Origin of the sequence: Sulfitobacter sp. UBA4523, assembly GCF_002388305.1 — a bacterium.
Lineage (GTDB): Bacteria > Pseudomonadota > Alphaproteobacteria > Rhodobacterales > Rhodobacteraceae > Sulfitobacter > Sulfitobacter pontiacus.
Map to the genome: position 1 here is coordinate 974 of NZ_DGMH01000032.1, position 15269 is coordinate 16242.

The following is a 15269-nucleotide window of genomic DNA, read 5'->3' on the forward strand; positions in this document are numbered from 1 at the left end:
GCGGCCGTCCCAAAGTGCGCCCACGGGCGCATCAACCGCCCGCACCGCCTGCAACTCTCTGTAAATCCACAGTTTATCGCGCTTCAAACGCAGCTCGCACCCCTGCACGGTCGCGGCACCGGCATCATCAAGCGCCGTCAGCACCTCTGCCACGGCGCTGCTGCGTGGGGCGTAGGTGGCCCCGTTGATCCAAGCGATCGTATGGGTCAGCAATCGGCGGCGTGTCTCTGTCGGGAGGTCACACAGTGCCTGCCAATTCATCGCCACGGCACCGCATTGAACGTGGGCATGGGCGCGTGCGGCGGCAAACATCTGCGCGTCAAGCGCGGTACGGGCATCGGCAAGGTGGCGCGAGACATCGGCAAGTGCGGCAGAATCAACGCCCAGATCGGTCAGCACCGTCAGCGCCTTGCGGATGCGCACCCGCGCAAAGCTGTCATCCTCGTTGCTGGGGTCATCAACCCAAGTCACGCCGCGTTGCGTCAGATGCGCGCGCAGGTCGGCGCGTCGGGCGTTGAGCAAGGGCCTGTGCCAACGCATGCCATGTCGGTCGAAAACCGCAGGCATGGCGGATAGCCCGTCGACCCCTGCCCGGCGCCCCAAACGCATCACGAAAGTCTCTGCCAGATCGTCGGCGGTATGCCCGATGCAGACAGCGTCAATGCCCTGCCCCCGTGCCCAATCCGCCAACAACCGGTAACGCGCCTTGCGGGCCTCGTTCTGCAAATTGCCGCTGTGGTCCCAGCCCGTCCACCTCAGCGTGTCATGCGGAACGCCAAGCGCGCGACACTGGCGGGCGACCATCGCGGCTTCGCGGGCGGCCTCGGGTCGCAGGCCGTGATCGACGGTCGCTGCGTGCAGCGCGATCCCGCGGCTGCGGGCATAGTCGTTCAGAAGATGTAAAAGCGCGACAGAGTCGCCGCCCCCCGACACCGCCACACCCAATACGCGCGGCGGTGCGGAGTCAAAGCTGGCGGCGATGCTCTGCGCCAGCGGGTCGGTCATTAGATCACTGGCAGGCAAGCACGCTGCGTTCGGATTGCGCCTGCGCGACGAAGGGGCTTGTGGGGAAGCGCGATGCGACTTCGCCCAAGGTCACGCAGGCTTCTTGGGTTTGGCCCAAGGCCCCCAAAGAGCTGCCAAGCTGGTACAGTGCTTCTGCCGCGACAGGCCCCGCGGGATCGGCGCTAAAACTTGCCAGATAGGCGCGTGCCGCTTCGCGGGTATCCCCCAGACCGTCCAGCGCATCGCCGCGCCGCAGATCGGCTTCGGGGCCTAGCGGTCCGCCCGGATAGGTCTGATTGAAGGTCGCAAACTGGTCTGCGGCGCTGCGAAAGTCACCGTCAGCGAGCGCCGCCTTCGCCCGCTCGAAGTCTGTTTTTTCACCCACCGCAAGTTCTGCGGTATTTGTGGGGGTAGAAGTATTGGCCAACGGGTCCGCTGGTGCGGGCACGGGCGTGGCGGGTGCCATGGTCGCGGGCATCTCGCCCCCGCCAAGGGTAGAGGTCTGGCCGAGGCTGCCCACATCGCCGCCTTCAAGCTCGACCAGCCGGAATTCCAGATCACCGATCCGGTTGGTCCCATCGGTGACCACGCGGTTGATCCGGTTTTCCAGCTCTTCGGTTTTAGAGGTCAGGCGCTGCAGTTCGCTTTCCATTGCATTGACGCGCTCAAGCACCGACCCACCGGTCACGGCAACGCTCGCGCCGCCAGTGGTGGACAGTTCTCGGCGCAGCTTTTGCACCTCGACGTTCAGTACCGTCAGTTCCTGACGCACATCCGCCAAAGTCTGCGCATCCTGCGCCTGCGCCGCGACCGGCCCAAAGGCCAGTCCAAGCGCTACAATCAAAGCAAACCGCATATTAAAATCCTAACCTAACGTAGACGACTTAGCTGGTCAGACCGCCCGCAAGTACGGTCACGGCCCGACGGTTCTTGGCATAGCATGCCTCGCTCGAACAGACTTCGATCGGGCGTTCTTTACCATAGCTTACAACGCGAAGACGGCTGGCGGCGATCCCGCGCGAGATCAAATATTCGCGCGCTGCATTGGCACGGCGTGCGCCAAGCGCAAGGTTGTATTCCCGTGTGCCCTGCTCGTCCGCGTGGCCTTCGATCACGGCTTGGTAATCGGTGTTGGTGTTCAACCAGGCTGCCTGACCGTCCAGCGTCGCTTGGCCTTCGGGTGTCAGGTTGGATTGGTCAACCAGGAACAGCACGCGATCCCCAACGGCTTGCTGGAAATATGCCGTAGAAGCCGGGTCGTTCGCGCTGCCGGGGATAATGCCCCCGTTCAGGCCTGCGCCATTCGCGGCACCGTTATTCATGCCGTCCGCGCCAAAGCGGTCAGGGTTGGTACAAGCCGATACGGCCAGCGCTGCGATCAATAGAGTTGCGGTGAGAATGCGGTTCATGGACTGTGCCTTTTTGACGATAGCATTTTAATGTGTCTGTTGTGACGGTGTTACCATAGTGCCTTGGTATTGGGAAACACCAAGGCACTATGGCTGTTGTTTACTTCTGAAGCGGCGACCAAGACGGATCCGATCCGCCCTCTTGGGTGCGCACAGGCTTGAGGTTCCGGCCCGAGATATCGACCGAATACAGCGACGACGCCCCGCCTGCCCCTTGGGTTTCCCGCGCGAACATAATGACGCGGCCGTTGGGGGCCCATGTGGGGCCTTCATCCAGGAACGACGCGGTCAGCAGACGTTCTTCCGACCCGTCCAGCCGCATCACGCCGATGTGGAACCGGCCCTTGTTCTGCTTGGTAAAGGCCACCAGATCGCCGCGCGGCGACCAGACCGGCGTGCCATAGCGCCCTTCGCCAAACGAGATCCGCGTCGCCTCGCCGCCTGTTGCAGGCATGATATACAGCTGCTGCGATCCCGAACGGTCGCTTTCGAAAACGATCCGGCTGCCATCCGGCGAATAGCTGGGCGCGGTTTCAATCGCAGGTGTGTTGGTCAGCCGTGTCGACTGGCCGGTGTTGATATCCATCGTGTAGATATCCGTGTTCCCGCCTTGGGTCAGCGAATAGACAACCGTATTGCCGGACGGAGAGAACCGCGGCGCAAAGCTCATGGTGCCTTCGGCGCTTTCCAGCACGCGACGCTGCACCGACCCGATGTCGAGCACATAGATCCGCGGGAAGCCGCTTTCGTAGCTGGTGTAGAGAATACGATCCCCCGAGGGCGAGAACCGCGGTGCCAGCACGATCGACGAGCTGTCGGTCAGATAGCGTACATTGGCCCCATCGTAATCCATCACAGCCAGCCGTTTCGCGCGGTCATCCTTGGGCCCCGTCTCAGAGACATAGACGACGCGGCTGTCGAAATAGCCCCCTTCGCCCGTGATACGCGAATAGACGGCATCGGCCACCTTATGCGCCATGCGACGCCAGCCATCGACCGTGCCCGAAAACTGCAAGCCCGACCCCAGTTCAGCGCCCGAAAATACGTCATACAGACGGAACTTCACGTTCAACGTATTGCCCGAGACACTGACGGCACCGGTGATCAGCGCCTGCGCGTTGATCGCTTTCCAGTCAGCATATTGGATCGGCGCGTTAAAATCGCTTACGGTCGAGATATAGGCGCTCGCCGGTACTTCACGGAACAGACCAGAACCGACAAGATCTTCGGACACGACCCGCGCCAGATCAACGGCCATCTGCCCCGCGTCCCCGCTTTCGGGCTGAAAGCTGGGCACGGCAAAGGGCAAGGGTTCAATCACACCTTCGGTAATCTCGATCCGCAATGGTCCATCCTGCGCCTGCGCGACCGAGGCAACACCGCCGATAAGCGCGAGACAGAGGCTCAGAATTCGTACAATCATTTGATGCGCATCCTTTCAGGATTAAAGGTCATCTCAATATTCTGCCATTGACCGAATTTTTCTACAGGAAGCTGATACCCGCGCGCGCCGCAGCGGATAATTGCCCGCCGTGCGGCCTCGAACGCCTGATTGGCAGCCCCCTGTGATCCGCCCGAACTGCTGGTCATCTTGATCGAATTGGTCTGTGGCGTGCCATCTTGGTTCATTGCGACACTCACCACTACAGTAGTGCGCAATGCCTCGGAGGAAAGGGACCCCACGTTCCAACACGACGATACCGCCACGCGCAGCGATTCTTTCTCGCCAGCCGACAATGGCGGGCCAGAGGGTGCCGCCGGCGTTGCAGGCGCGTCGGTCTCTCCCATGGCTTCGGCGAGGGCGGCTGCCACGGCGTCCTTATCCGTTGTCGGTTCGGGCGTCGGCTTGGGGGCCTCTGGCTTGGGTGTTTCCGGCTTCGGTGTGGCGGGTTTCGGCGTTTCGGGTTTCGGCGTCTCGGCGGGTGCCTCTGCCACCTGCGGCGCAGGAGGTGTGGGGCGGCGGGCCGGAGGACGTGCGGATTGGGTCGGCGACGCTTTGGGCGCTTCCGTTGCTTCGGTCACAATCTGCGTCGTCGCCTCTTCGGGGGCGGTGGCTTCCTGTGCCTCTTCCACGACCTTCTCTGCCGGCGCATCCGGTGTCGCGGCCTCGCGCAGCACATCATCGGTGCGCGCCTCGGGATCCGGGGCCTCTACGGGTTCGGGGGCCACGCGCTCTACAGGGCGCGGCACGGCGACGGGTGCCTCCTCTGGCGTCAGAACGGCGACATCGGCAGGCGGCTCGGGCAGCTCGGGGGCCTGATCGCTCACGTCCTCCGAGGGGGGCGGTGCGATGGGTTCAGGCTCTGGTACAGGCTCCGGTTCCGGGGCGGGCTCGGGCTCCGGCGCAGGCTCAGGGGTCGGTTCTGGTTCGGGGGCAGGTTCCGGTTCAGGGGCAGGCTCGGGCTGCGCTGCGGCCTCCGCCTGCGCGGATTGCGCCGCGGCGACCATCTCGTCATATTGTGCGGCAGAGATGACCGACACCTCCTGCATCTCCACAGGGTCGCTGTGCGAGGTAAAGATATTCCCCAGCAATAGCCAGCCGATGAGCCCCAAGTGACCCGCGCCAGAGATGTAATGCCCCTTGTGCATGGTTACCCGCCTGACGCGCCTGTGCCGTCCAACTTCGGCCCGCCGGTTTCAGTCACCAGACCGATGTTGCTAAAGCCGCCTGCGTTCAGCGCTCCCATGACTTCCATAATCGAGGCATAGGGCACAGCCCCATCCGCACGCAGGAACACACGGTCGCTCGCACGCTCTGCCGAAATGGCACGCAGCTTGGCAACCAGATCATCACGCGCGGTTTCTGTCTTCTGGATCTGCACGGATCCGTCCGCCAGAACGGTCACGGTCAACGGCTCCTCCTGCTCGGACGGCAGGGCGGTGGCCGCTGTTTTGGGCAGCTCGACCGGCACGCCAACGGTCAGCAAAGGTGCTGCGACCATAAAGATGATCAAGAGCACCAGCATCACGTCAACGAACGGCGTGATGTTGATCTCTGCCATCGGCTGCGCACGGCCGCGACGGCGGCCACGGCCACCCCCGCCCTGCTTTTTCATCACACCACCTGCCATGGCTCAGCTATCCAGCTGACGGCTGAGAATGGTGGCGAATTCATCAGCAAAGGCTTCGTAGCCGCCCAGAATACGGTCTGAATCCGCGCTCAGCTTGTTATAGAAGATAACCGCGGGAATAGCCGCCAGAAGGCCGATGCCTGTGGCCAGAAGCGCTTCGGCAATACCGGGGGCGACGACGACGAGGCTGGTGTTTTGCTGGGCCGCGATCTCGATGAAAGAGTTCATGATCCCGAACACGGTCCCGAACAGACCGATAAATGGCGCGGTCGACCCGGTGGTCGCCAGCACGGGCAAGCCCTTCTGCAGACGCTCTGCCTCTTTGGCAATCGCCACATCCATGCTGCGGTCGATCCGCGCGGTGGCACCGGGGATCAGCCCGCCATCCTCGCGGTGCGACCGGCGCCATTCCGTCATACCGGCGGCGAAAATCTTTTCTGCGGCCCCATCCGGATCCGGCCCGATCGTGTCATACAACCCGTCCAATGGCTCGCCCGACCAGAATGCTTGGTCAAACCGCTCTGCCTCGGCTTTGGCATGGCGGTACTGGATCATCTTCTGAATGATGATCGACCACGACCAGAAGGACGCGACGATCAGCATGATCATCACGAGTTTTACGGTAATCGTTGCGCGGAGAAATAGACCCAAGAGCGAGAAATCAATCTCGCTTGCCGCCGCCAGCGTTTCTGCTTCCATCGGTTCTGCTCTTTTTGTTGCGCCCAAAAGGGGCTTCATCTGCCTCAACGGCCCTGTTTTCCAAGGCGCTATTTGGCACAAGCTTAGCCGAGTGCAATATCTATTGCTAGGATTATGGGGCCAATCCGCCTGCTAGACGGGGATTGAGCGAAGTTTCGCTGGCAATCGGCAGGGTTTACCTGACGCCGCGATACAAACAATCGTGACCACTGCCCGGAACAGAACCGTATCGCCGCGTTTGACCTCTTGCTGCATCACCATGCGAGCCGGCGTGATCGACGTGACCCATGTCTCTACATCAAGCATATCGTCGAAGACCGCAGGCTGAATGTAATCCGCCTCTACCCGCCGCACGGCAAAGACCACGCCTTCGGCCTTCATGGCCAGCTGGTCAATTCCCATCTCGCGCACCCAGTCACTGCGCGCCCGTTCGATATAGCGCAGGTAATTCGCGTAATAGACGATCCCCGCCATATCGGTGTCTTCATAGTAAACGCGGATCGGCAGATGATGGGTCATTGCGCCGCCCCCACCCGCGCGAACAAACGCAGTGCATGAGACGGGTCCTGCGCTGCCACGGGCATCACGGGGTCATAGGCCGCACGCAACAGTGCCGCCACCTCTGGCTTCAGGATCGTCGCCCCCTCGTGCAGAGCAAGTGGCGACACCTCGCGGAACGCAGTATCAGACCATAGCAAGAACGACTGCACGATCTGCCCCAGTGCCAGGGCTTGCGCGGGCATCGCGCTCAGCTGCTCGTCCATGCGCAGAAAGACGAAACATGCCTTGATGGCACCTGTCTCGTCGAAGCGGAACAGACGATACTGATTGGCCCCCGCCGCATCCAGCTTTTCCACCAACGGGCCAAGATCAGGCACCAGACGGTCCAGATCGGGCACCTCCAACAGCTCTGCCCAATCCTTGAAAAAGAACATCATCAGATTGCTGCCAAGCTCGGGGTCGGTCTCTGACATGCTGTGCCCCGCCAACTGACAGACCGCCTCGATCGCGCTTTTGACCACGGTCAGCGTCGCATCATCCACGCCAAAGACCACAGGCGCCAACGGACGGCCCCAACGGGCAAAGGCATAGCTGTCGTCGCTTCGGGTAAACAGCGCTTCGATCTCTTGTGGTGTCATCTCAACTTCCAAATGGTCTTAAATCCTCGCCGAAGGCACCCCCGCCCTCAGCCAAACAAATCGCTTTGGGGTTTGGGCGGTGCCATCCCCAGATGCGACCAGGCTTTCTGCGCCAGCATCCGTCCCCGCGGCGTGCGCTGGATCAGCCCTTGTTGCAGCAGGTAGGGCTCGATCACCTCTTCCAGCGCGTCACGGGATTCAGATAGCGCCGCCGACATGGTTTCGATCCCGACCGGTCCGCCCTGATAATTCTCGGCGATCAGACGCAGATAGCGGCGGTCAGCCCCGTCCAGCCCCAGCTTGTCGACGCCAAGACGGGTCAGCGCCATATCCGCCAGCGCGCGGGTCACCCGGCCGTCGCCTTCGACCACGGCGAAATCCACAACGCGCCGCAGCAGACGGCCCGCGATACGCGGGGTGCCACGGGCGCGCTTGGCGATCTCGCGTGCGCCCCCTTCATCGGCGGGAGCCCCCAGCTTGCGGGCATTGCGATCGACGATGATGAACAACTCATCCTCGGTATAGAACTGCAAACGCGTAGGAATGCCGAAACGGTCGCGCAACGGCGTGGTCAACAGCCCCATGCGCGTTGTCGCGCCAACCAGCGTGAAGGGCTGCAATTCGATGCGCACGGTGCGCGCGGCGGGCCCTTCGCCGATCACCAGATCCAGTTCAAAGTCTTCCAACGCGGGATACAGCACCTCTTCCACGGCTGGGTTCAGACGGTGGATTTCATCGATAAACAATACGTCGCGGGCTTCGAGGTTGGTCAGGATCGCCGCCAGATCGCCCGCCTTTGCCAGCACAGGGCCAGAGGTCATGCGGAAACCGACCCCCAGCTCGCGCGCCATGATTTGCGCCAGCGTGGTCTTCCCCAATCCGGGCGGGCCATGGAACAGCGTGTGGTCCATCGCCTCGCCCCGCTGCTTGGCGGATTGGATGAACACCTTGAGGTTGGCCCGCGCCTCGGCCTGACCGACGAATTCATCCAGCATCTGCGGGCGCAGGGCGCGGTCTATATCACCGGGCTGCGGGTCCGGCCGCAAAGTTGGGTCACTGTCGATCATCAAATATCCAAGCAAGGTTCATACGGACGGCCACGCGGCTATGCGCATCCTATCCTTTGGGGGCAAGCAGTTTCAACGCCGCGCGGATCAGCTGCGGGGTGTCGGCCTCGGGCATCTCTCCGGCGGCTTGCGCCACGGCCCCTGCCGCATCGCCCGGACCATAGCCAAGGTTGCCAAGCGCCGACAGCGCCTCTGCCTGCGCGGACTGGTTCGGCGGGGCCACGGGGCGGCGTTTGGGGGCAGCGGTTTCGATCACCTCTGCTGCGGCTTCGACCTCGCCATGCGCCTCGGCCAGCGAACCGGTCATCGCCATCACCCCCGGCGCCTTATCCTTGAGGTCCAGCACCACGCGCTGCGCGATCTTGGGGCCGACGCCCTTGGCCACTTTGACCGCGTTCCAGTCCCCAAGCGCGATGGCGCGGCTGACACCATCTGGCCCAAGCGCGCCCAGAATGGCCAGCGATGCCTTGGCCCCCACCCCCTGAACAGAGGTCAGCAACCGGTGCCATTCCTTCTCCGCCAAAGTCTGAAAGCCGAAAAGCTGCATCAGGTCTTCGCGCACCACCAGATCGGTGAAAAGCGCCACCACCTCGCCCACGCCGGGCAGCGCGGCCATCGTCCGGTCAGAGCAATAGACCAGATAACCAACACCACGCACGTCGATCAGCAGATGATCCGGCGCGCGATAATCAATACGTCCTGTGATCTTGCCAATCATGCGCTTGCCCTTGCGACGGCCTGCGCCAAGGTCGAGGCTCCCCCGTGATGCGCATGACAGATCGCGATCGCCAAGGCATCCGCGGCATCGGGGCCGGCAATCTCTGCCCCCGGCAATTGCATGCGTACCATATGAAGCACCTGCCCCTTATCCGCGTGGCCGACGCCAACGACCGTTTTCTTGACCGTATTGGGCGCATATTCACCCACCGCCAGCCCCGCCTGCGCAGGCACCAGCATCGCGATCCCCCGCGCCTGCCCCAGCTTGAGCGTCCCAGCACCGTCCTTGTTCACAAAAGTCTGTTCCACCGCCGCGGCATCGGGTCGATAGGTCACGATGATGCGCGTCAACTGCGCATGGAGCGACAAAAGACGCGTGGCAAGATCGACCCCCTCGGACTGACAAATGCCGTTCGCCACATGCGTGATGCGGCTGCCGGCCACGTCGATGACGCCCCAGCCCATATTGCGCAAGCCCGGATCAATGCCGATTACCCGTATCATATGCCCATTATCCTCAAGAATTTTCTTTTTCCAAGGCAGTAGCACGAAACGCGAACATCCACCAAGGTTTTTGCACCGCGCCACATAAAAGTCACAATTCAACCTGCAACCTGAATTTCGGGGCGGGTTGCGACGCTCAAGCCACTGAAAACGACCCCCGCGCCAATAGCGGAAAACCCCTTATGAATAGGCGCTAAACCGCCAAATGCTGCTATGCAGCAAACGCAGAACACACATGCGCCGGTGGGTGTTGTGAAGTGTTTTCATTCTGCCTAATTGCACAGCGCACCGCCGGATTATCCGGCTTTTCTTTATTCAAGGATGGCTCCAATGGCTGTTTACTATAATACCCCAACCACCTACGGCACCGCCGCAGCTGTTAACCGCTTTTTCGCGCATCTTGGCGACGTTGTCGGCAGCATCATCAAATGGAACGATGCACGTGTCACACGCAACGCCCTGTCCGCGCTGTCCGACCGTGAACTCGACGATATCGGTCTGGTCCGTGGCGACATCGAACGCGTCGCAATGAACCACTTCATCCGCTAAGGGTCGATGTTTCATAGCGCCCAAGGGGCTGCCAACCCAAAGCACAAGCCACGCACATCTGAATGATCTGCGTGGCTTCATTTATTCTACGACAGTGAAAAATGACGGTGCAGGCCACCGTCCCGCAGCACCCCTATCCGCGAAAGACCGGCCCCAGCTTACGGGCAAGCGTTTGCGTCACCGGATCGACCTGCAAAACCCAAGCCCCCGCCTGTTCGATCACGGTGCCCTGCGCCAAACTGTCCAGCCTGCTGTCATAGGCCGTGGGGCCGATCGCCGCCAGAACGAACCCTTTGAAGCAGACGAACAGGGCCACCAAGGCGACCAGTAATTTGGTCGGCACCCGCAGGCCGCGCCGCGCCGGCCGCGCGACAACCAGCCCGTCGGCACGGATGGTGGTGTAATAGCCCCGAGCGAGCTTGACGTTCTTACTCTCTAAACTCTTTACGCGTGTCCCAAATTGTTGACGAGCATCAACCATGGCAGCCTCTAGTCGCTAAAGGCCCCCACCTCTCGCAAGATCATAATAAAGCAAGAATGTGTCAAATTCTCTGCATTTCGACCTTGTTCGTGGCGAAAAGTGACAAAGATTATGGCATTTTCTGGACAGTCAACGTGGTCCAATCACCAATCACCTCTCGGTTGACAAGATTGATGCCGGATTGCGCATAAACCTCGATCACGTCATCCGCCTGTTCGTTTAAAATGCCAGATAGAATCGCATAGCCCTCGGTGGCCAGCGCCTCGGCCATATCGGGGGCAAGTGCGACCAACGGCCCTTTCAGGATGTTGGCGAATACCAGATCGAAGGGCGCGCGCGATGCCAGTTCGGGATGGTCAAACCCCGCGGCCTCGACGCAGATCAAACGGTCGGCCAGATTATTCGCCGCCGCATTGGCGCGGGCCACGTCGACGGCAACCTCGTCGATGTCGCTGGCCAACACGGGGTTCGGCCAGATGCGCGCCGCCGCCATCGCCAGCACCGCAGTACCGCAGCCGATGTCTGCCACGTTCTGCCCGACCATGCCGCCGTTCGCCAAACGGTCCAACGCGCGCAAGCAGCCTAATGTGGTGCCGTGGTGCCCGGTGCCAAAGGCCATTGCCGCCTCGATCAACAACGGTTCGCAGTCTTCGGGCACCTTGTCCGCGTCATGGCTGCCGTAAACAAAGAACCGCCCTGCCTCGACCGGCGACAGCTCGCGGCGCACATGGGCGACCCAATCGGTTTCCGGCAGCTCTGACACGACAAATTCCTTCGCCCCCATAGAGGCCGCCAACACCGCCAGCGCCGTCTCATCCGGGCTTTCCTCGAAATAGCCGCCGACTTCCCACAGGCCCGAGCCGTCTTCCATCTCGAAAACGCCGACACCGGTGGGTTCCGGCACCAGCCGCTCCATCGCCTCGCCCAAAGCATAGGCGGGCTTGCGTCCTTCAAGGGTCGTCAAAGCTGTGAATGTTGGCATGGGAAACTCCGTCAGGATCGCCGATATCGCCGCGCGACGTCCGGCTATGTCAGGGGGTGCTACTCGGCCGGGGCCGGCAGCGGATTGGAAAAGATCGTCTCGTGGCCCGGCACGGGATGGCGCGGGATTATCAGCGACAGCAACAGCGACACCAGCGCCATCCCCGCCGCAAGAAAAAAGACCGCCGCGGGCGAGATCAGCCACAGCAGCCCCAGCCCCACAGGCAGGAACACCGCCGCGATGTGATTGATGGTAAAGGCCACCGCCGCCGTCGGCGCGATATCGGCAGGGTCGGCGATCTTCTGGAAATAGGTCTTGAGCGCGAGCGCCAGCGCAAAGAACATGTGATCCAGCACATAAAGCGTCGCGGCCACCACCACGCCCCAGCCCAGATAATAGACGCCGCCATAGGCCAGAAACACGATGATCAACCCGATGTATTCAAAGCTCAGCGTGCGCCGCTCGCCAAAGAAGCCGACTGCGCGGCCCATCAGCGGGGCAAAGATCATATTGGCGATCAGGTTGATCAGATAGAGCAGGGTGATTTCATGCACATCAAAGCCAAAGCGTTCGACCATCATGAAGCCCGCAAAGACAACAAAGATCTGCCGCCGCGCGCCTGACATGAATTGCAGCGCATAATACAGCCAGTACCGCTTGCGCAGCACCATCTTCTTGACCTGCGGTGTCGGGGCCTCGAACTGCGGATAGGCCAGCAGCGCCGCCAGCGCGATCACCGCCGTCACCCCGCCGCCAATCAGATAGACGATGTTATAGGACAGCGACAAGGTATCCCATAGCGCCATGATCGCCAGATAGGCGACCAGCGTCGCCAATGACCCCGCCGCCATCAGCCAGCCGATCATGCGCGGCGCGTCCTCGATCTTGAGCCACTGCAGCTGCAGCGACTGGTTCACCGTCTCGTAATAGTGAAACCCGATAGAGCTGAGCATGGTGATCGTCAGGATACCGCCCATCGACGGGAACCACGCGGTCAGCGCCGTCGCCACCCCCAGCAGCACCAGTGATACCAACCCCAATACCTGTTCGCGCACGAATAGGATAATCGCGATCACGCCGACCGCCAGAAAGCCCGGTATCTCGCGCACCGTATGCAGCAACCCGATGTCCGACCCGTCGAACCCGGCGACCTCGATCACAAAGTTATTCAGCAGCGCCGACCATGTGTTGAAGGCAATGGGCATCGCCAGCGCCATCAGGAACAGCAGCGCCACAGGGCGGCGCCAGAACGGTTGATGCTTCGCATCTTCAAGGGTCACATATTGGGTCATGGGCAATTCCTTACCCCCGTTCCCGCCCCTTGACGAGATCAAATCACCCGCCTCACGCGCATGCTCCGCGCAACCGCAGCTTCCAAATGGCCCAAAATCCTCGCCGAAGGCCCTTGCCCCGCAGGGGCAAGCACTTCGCACCGCTAATAAAAACTCTGAGGGTCGATATCGACGGCGATGCGCACATCATTCTTCAACCGCAGCTGTGCGACCCATTTCACCAATGCCTCTTGCAAGGGGGCGGCCTTTTCGGCCTTGACCAGCAGCCGCACCCGATGGCGCCCGCGCACCCGTGCGATTGGCGCGGGCGCGGGCCCATAGACCTGCGCGCCGACGGCCCGCAGCGGCGCATCCTGTCGCGCCAGCTGGTTGCCCGCATCAAACAGCGCGGCCACATCAGGGCCGCTCAGGATGATGCCCGCCATCCGGCCATAGGGTGGCACGCCGGCGTGGCGGCGCTCTCCGGCTTCGGCTTTCCAGAACCCCTCCTCGTCGCCTGCCAGAATGGCGCGGATCACGGGGTGATCCGGCTGAAAGGTCTGCAACAGCGCGGTGCCCGGAGCCTCGGCCCGTCCGGCGCGCCCCGCCACCTGCCGCATCAACTGATAGGTTCGTTCTGCCGCGCGCAGGTCCGATCCCATCAGCCCCAGATCCGCGTCGATGACCCCCACCAGCGTGAGGTTGGGAAAATTGTGCCCCTTCGCAACCAGCTGCGTACCGATGATGATATCCGCCGCCCCGTCGGCGATCCCTGCAATCTCGGCCTTGAGCGCGCGGGCCGAACCGTACATGTCCGAGCTTAGCGTCGCGACCCGCGCCTCGGGCCAAAGGGCGGCGGCTTCTTCGCCCAGACGTTCCACCCCCGGCCCCACGGCAGCCAGCTTGCCTTCGACCTCGCACGAGGGGCAGACCTCGGGCATGGGCTTGCTTTCGCCGCATTGGTGGCAGACCAGCCGTTTGAGGTAGCGGTGTTCGACCATCCGCGCATCGCAGTGATCGCAGCCGATCTGATGCCCGCAGGCGCGGCACAGGGTCACCGGCGCATAGCCGCGGCGGTTGATGAACAGCATCGCCTGCTCGCCCCGTTCCAGCCGCTTGTCGACCTCGACCTTCAACGTGGGCGACACCCATTTATCGCTCGGCAGGCCTTCGCTGCGCATGTCGATCGCGCCCATCGTCGGCATCACCGCCGGCCCAAAGCGCGATGTCAGCTCGACCCGCGTATATTTGCCCGCCTCGGCGTTGGCCCAGCTTTCCAACGACGGAGTGGCAGAGGCCAGAACCACCTGCGCCCCGCAGATCGACGCCCGCAGCACGGCCATGTCACGGGCGTTATACAGCACGCCTTCTTCCTGCTTGTACGAGGTGTCATGTTCCTCGTCGACGACGATCAGACCAAGGTTCTGGAACGGCAGAAACAGCGCCGACCGCGCACCGATCACCACCTGAGCCTGTCCCTGTCCGACCATTTTCCAGATGCGACGCCGCTCTGTCATCGTGGCACCCGAGTGCCATTCCGCAGGCTTTGCGCCAAACCGCGCCTGCACACGGTGCAAGAACTGTTCGGTCAGCGCGATTTCCGGCAGCAGCACCAAAGCCTGCCTGCCGGATTTCAGCGCAGCGGCGACGGCCTCCAGATAGACTTCGGTCTTGCCCGATCCGGTCACCCCCCGCAGCAAGGTGGTGCCATATGTGCCCGAGGCCACCCCCGCCGCCAGCAGCGCCGAGGCCGAGGCCTGATCCTCCGTCAGCTCTTTGCTGGGCAAGCTGGGGTCCATGCGCATGAACGGCAGATCGCGCGGACTGTCCTGTTCCAGCACTGCGCCCTGGGTCACCAACCCCTTGATCACCGACGCCGTCACCCCCGCCATCTCGGCCAGTTCCTTGAGCGTGAACGAAAGGTCGCCATACTCCGCCAGAGTTTCCAACACGCGACGCCGCGCGTCGGTCATCCGGTCAGGCTCCCCCTCGCCGCGCCGGTAAATCTTGCGCATCGACGGCGGGTCGCCCAGCCCCGGCGCACGCGTCGCCAGCCGCAGCATCGCGGGCATCGGCGTCAGCGTATAGGCGGCGGCACGGGTCAGAAAACTGCGCAGTTCTTCGCGCATGGGGGCCGCATCGAGCACGCGGATCACCGACCGTATCCTGGACAGATCGTAATCCCCCTGCCCAGCGCCCCAGACGACACCGATCACCTTGCGCGGACCCAAAGGCACCTCGACGAAGGCCCCCATATGGCAGCCGCCTTCGGGCGCTTTGTAATCCAGCGCACGGCCCAGCGGCTGGGTGGTCATCACGGCCACCAGCTCACTTGCATGAAAAAATTCTGGCGGTTTCACCAATCGCTCCGGAAC

General features: G+C 62.4%; 17 protein-coding genes. 1 reads left to right on the plus strand and 16 read right to left on the minus strand.

Going from position 1 to position 15269, the window contains the following annotated elements; all coding sequences use genetic code 11:
- The 12 genes from tilS to ruvC form a co-directional block, all read right to left on the minus strand.
- A partial coding sequence (gene tilS / locus B3849_RS07995; protein WP_286780002.1) for a tRNA lysidine(34) synthetase TilS occupies positions 1 to 1005 on the minus strand: 1005 nt, incomplete at its 3' end.
- 4 nt (positions 1006 to 1009) lie between these two features.
- Positions 1010 to 1861, minus strand: a complete 852-nt coding sequence (gene ybgF, locus B3849_RS08000) for a tol-pal system protein YbgF (RefSeq protein ID WP_005851655.1) — start codon at positions 1859 to 1861, stop codon at positions 1010 to 1012.
- Positions 1862 to 1889: 28 nt separating this feature from the next.
- Positions 1890 to 2414, minus strand: coding sequence for a peptidoglycan-associated lipoprotein Pal (gene pal, locus B3849_RS08005; protein WP_005851654.1), 525 nt, complete (start codon positions 2412 to 2414; stop codon positions 1890 to 1892).
- 100 nt (positions 2415 to 2514) lie between these two features.
- Positions 2515 to 3837, minus strand: a complete 1323-nt coding sequence (gene tolB / locus B3849_RS08010; protein ID WP_005851653.1) for a Tol-Pal system beta propeller repeat protein TolB — start codon at positions 3835 to 3837, stop codon at positions 2515 to 2517.
- Positions 3834 to 5003, minus strand: a complete 1170-nt coding sequence (locus B3849_RS08015) for an energy transducer TonB (protein ID WP_278425812.1) — start codon at positions 5001 to 5003, stop codon at positions 3834 to 3836. The genes tolB and B3849_RS08015 overlap by 4 nt, the downstream gene beginning before the upstream one ends.
- Positions 5004 to 5005: 2 nt before the next feature.
- Complete coding sequence (tolR, locus tag B3849_RS08020; protein WP_243251264.1) at positions 5006 to 5485, minus strand: protein TolR; 480 nt, start codon at positions 5483 to 5485, stop codon at positions 5006 to 5008.
- Between the two features lie 3 nt (positions 5486 to 5488).
- Positions 5489 to 6184: a protein TolQ gene (gene tolQ, locus B3849_RS08025; protein ID WP_005851646.1), complete on the minus strand. Its 696-nt coding sequence runs from the start codon at positions 6182 to 6184 to the stop codon at positions 5489 to 5491.
- A 132-nt stretch (positions 6185 to 6316) separates the two neighbouring features.
- On the minus strand, positions 6317 to 6703 hold the full coding sequence (gene ybgC / locus B3849_RS08030) for a tol-pal system-associated acyl-CoA thioesterase (protein ID WP_278425813.1): 387 nt from the start codon (positions 6701 to 6703) through the stop codon (positions 6317 to 6319).
- Positions 6700 to 7323 carry a hypothetical protein gene (locus B3849_RS08035; RefSeq protein WP_180828729.1) on the minus strand — a complete coding sequence of 208 codons (624 nt, stop codon included), beginning with the start codon at positions 7321 to 7323 and terminating at the stop codon, positions 6700 to 6702. Before B3849_RS08035 ends, ybgC begins: the two co-directional genes overlap by 4 nt.
- A 47-nt stretch (positions 7324 to 7370) precedes the next feature.
- On the minus strand, positions 7371 to 8390 hold the full coding sequence (gene ruvB, locus B3849_RS08040; RefSeq protein ID WP_037944909.1) for a Holliday junction branch migration DNA helicase RuvB: 1020 nt from the start codon (positions 8388 to 8390) through the stop codon (positions 7371 to 7373).
- A 49-nt stretch (positions 8391 to 8439) separates the two neighbouring features.
- A complete protein-coding gene (gene ruvA, locus B3849_RS08045) occupies positions 8440 to 9108 on the minus strand; it encodes a Holliday junction branch migration protein RuvA (RefSeq protein ID WP_037943315.1) in 669 nt (222 codons plus the stop codon).
- Positions 9105 to 9611 (minus strand): crossover junction endodeoxyribonuclease RuvC, encoded by a 507-nt coding sequence (ruvC, locus tag B3849_RS08050; RefSeq protein WP_278425815.1) that lies wholly within the window; start codon positions 9609 to 9611, stop codon positions 9105 to 9107. The genes ruvA and ruvC overlap by 4 nt, the downstream gene beginning before the upstream one ends.
- 330 nt (positions 9612 to 9941) lie before the next feature.
- Between ruvC and B3849_RS08055 the strand changes: the two genes are divergently transcribed.
- Complete coding sequence (locus B3849_RS08055; protein WP_005851636.1) at positions 9942 to 10160, plus strand: DUF1127 domain-containing protein; 219 nt, start codon at positions 9942 to 9944, stop codon at positions 10158 to 10160.
- Positions 10161 to 10293: 133 nt separating this feature from the next.
- On the opposite strand, the gene B3849_RS08060 is transcribed toward B3849_RS08055, so the two are convergent.
- The 4 genes from B3849_RS08060 to B3849_RS08075 form a co-directional block, all read right to left on the minus strand.
- A complete protein-coding gene (locus B3849_RS08060) occupies positions 10294 to 10641 on the minus strand; it encodes a hypothetical protein (protein ID WP_037943314.1) in 348 nt (115 codons plus the stop codon).
- A 109-nt stretch (positions 10642 to 10750) separates the two neighbouring features.
- Entirely contained in the window at positions 10751 to 11623 is an 873-nt protein-coding gene (locus B3849_RS08065) for a 50S ribosomal protein L11 methyltransferase (RefSeq protein WP_180828728.1), read from the minus strand.
- 59 nt (positions 11624 to 11682) lie between these two features.
- The gene (locus tag B3849_RS08070) at positions 11683 to 12915 is read right to left on the minus strand and encodes an MFS transporter (RefSeq protein ID WP_278425816.1); all 1233 of its coding nucleotides are present in this window, start codon (positions 12913 to 12915) and stop codon (positions 11683 to 11685) included.
- 143 nt (positions 12916 to 13058) lie between these two features.
- Complete coding sequence (locus B3849_RS08075; RefSeq protein WP_286780003.1) at positions 13059 to 15254, minus strand: primosomal protein N'; 2196 nt, start codon at positions 15252 to 15254, stop codon at positions 13059 to 13061.
- Positions 15255 to 15269 lie beyond the last annotated feature (15 nt).

What these genes read in the sequence shown, in the direction of transcription:
- ybgF (WP_005851655.1), bottom strand. Translation starts at nt 1,861, where the DNA reads ATGCGGTTTGCTTTGATTGTAGCGCTTGGACTGGCCTTTGGGCCGGTC.
- pal (WP_005851654.1), bottom strand. Translation starts at nt 2,414, where the DNA reads ATGAACCGCATTCTCACCGCAACTCTATTGATCGCAGCGCTGGCCGTA.
- tolB (WP_005851653.1), bottom strand. Translation starts at nt 3,837, where the DNA reads ATGATTGTACGAATTCTGAGCCTCTGTCTCGCGCTTATCGGCGGTGTT.
- B3849_RS08015 (WP_278425812.1), bottom strand. Translation starts at nt 5,003, where the DNA reads ATGCACAAGGGGCATTACATCTCTGGCGCGGGTCACTTGGGGCTCATC.
- tolR (WP_243251264.1), bottom strand. Translation starts at nt 5,485, where the DNA reads ATGGCAGGTGGTGTGATGAAAAAGCAGGGCGGGGGTGGCCGTGGCCGC.
- tolQ (WP_005851646.1), bottom strand. Translation starts at nt 6,184, where the DNA reads ATGGAAGCAGAAACGCTGGCGGCGGCAAGCGAGATTGATTTCTCGCTC.
- ybgC (WP_278425813.1), bottom strand. Translation starts at nt 6,703, where the DNA reads ATGACCCATCATCTGCCGATCCGCGTTTACTATGAAGACACCGATATG.
- B3849_RS08035 (WP_180828729.1), bottom strand. Translation starts at nt 7,323, where the DNA reads ATGACACCACAAGAGATCGAAGCGCTGTTTACCCGAAGCGACGACAGC.
- ruvB (WP_037944909.1), bottom strand. Translation starts at nt 8,390, where the DNA reads ATGATCGACAGTGACCCAACTTTGCGGCCGGACCCGCAGCCCGGTGAT.
- ruvA (WP_037943315.1), bottom strand. Translation starts at nt 9,108, where the DNA reads ATGATTGGCAAGATCACAGGACGTATTGATTATCGCGCGCCGGATCAT.
- ruvC (WP_278425815.1), bottom strand. Translation starts at nt 9,611, where the DNA reads ATGATACGGGTAATCGGCATTGATCCGGGCTTGCGCAATATGGGCTGG.
- B3849_RS08055 (WP_005851636.1), top strand. Translation starts at nt 9,942, where the DNA reads ATGGCTGTTTACTATAATACCCCAACCACCTACGGCACCGCCGCAGCT.
- B3849_RS08060 (WP_037943314.1), bottom strand. Translation starts at nt 10,641, where the DNA reads ATGGTTGATGCTCGTCAACAATTTGGGACACGCGTAAAGAGTTTAGAG.
- B3849_RS08065 (WP_180828728.1), bottom strand. Translation starts at nt 11,623, where the DNA reads ATGCCAACATTCACAGCTTTGACGACCCTTGAAGGACGCAAGCCCGCC.
- B3849_RS08070 (WP_278425816.1), bottom strand. Translation starts at nt 12,915, where the DNA reads ATGACCCAATATGTGACCCTTGAAGATGCGAAGCATCAACCGTTCTGG.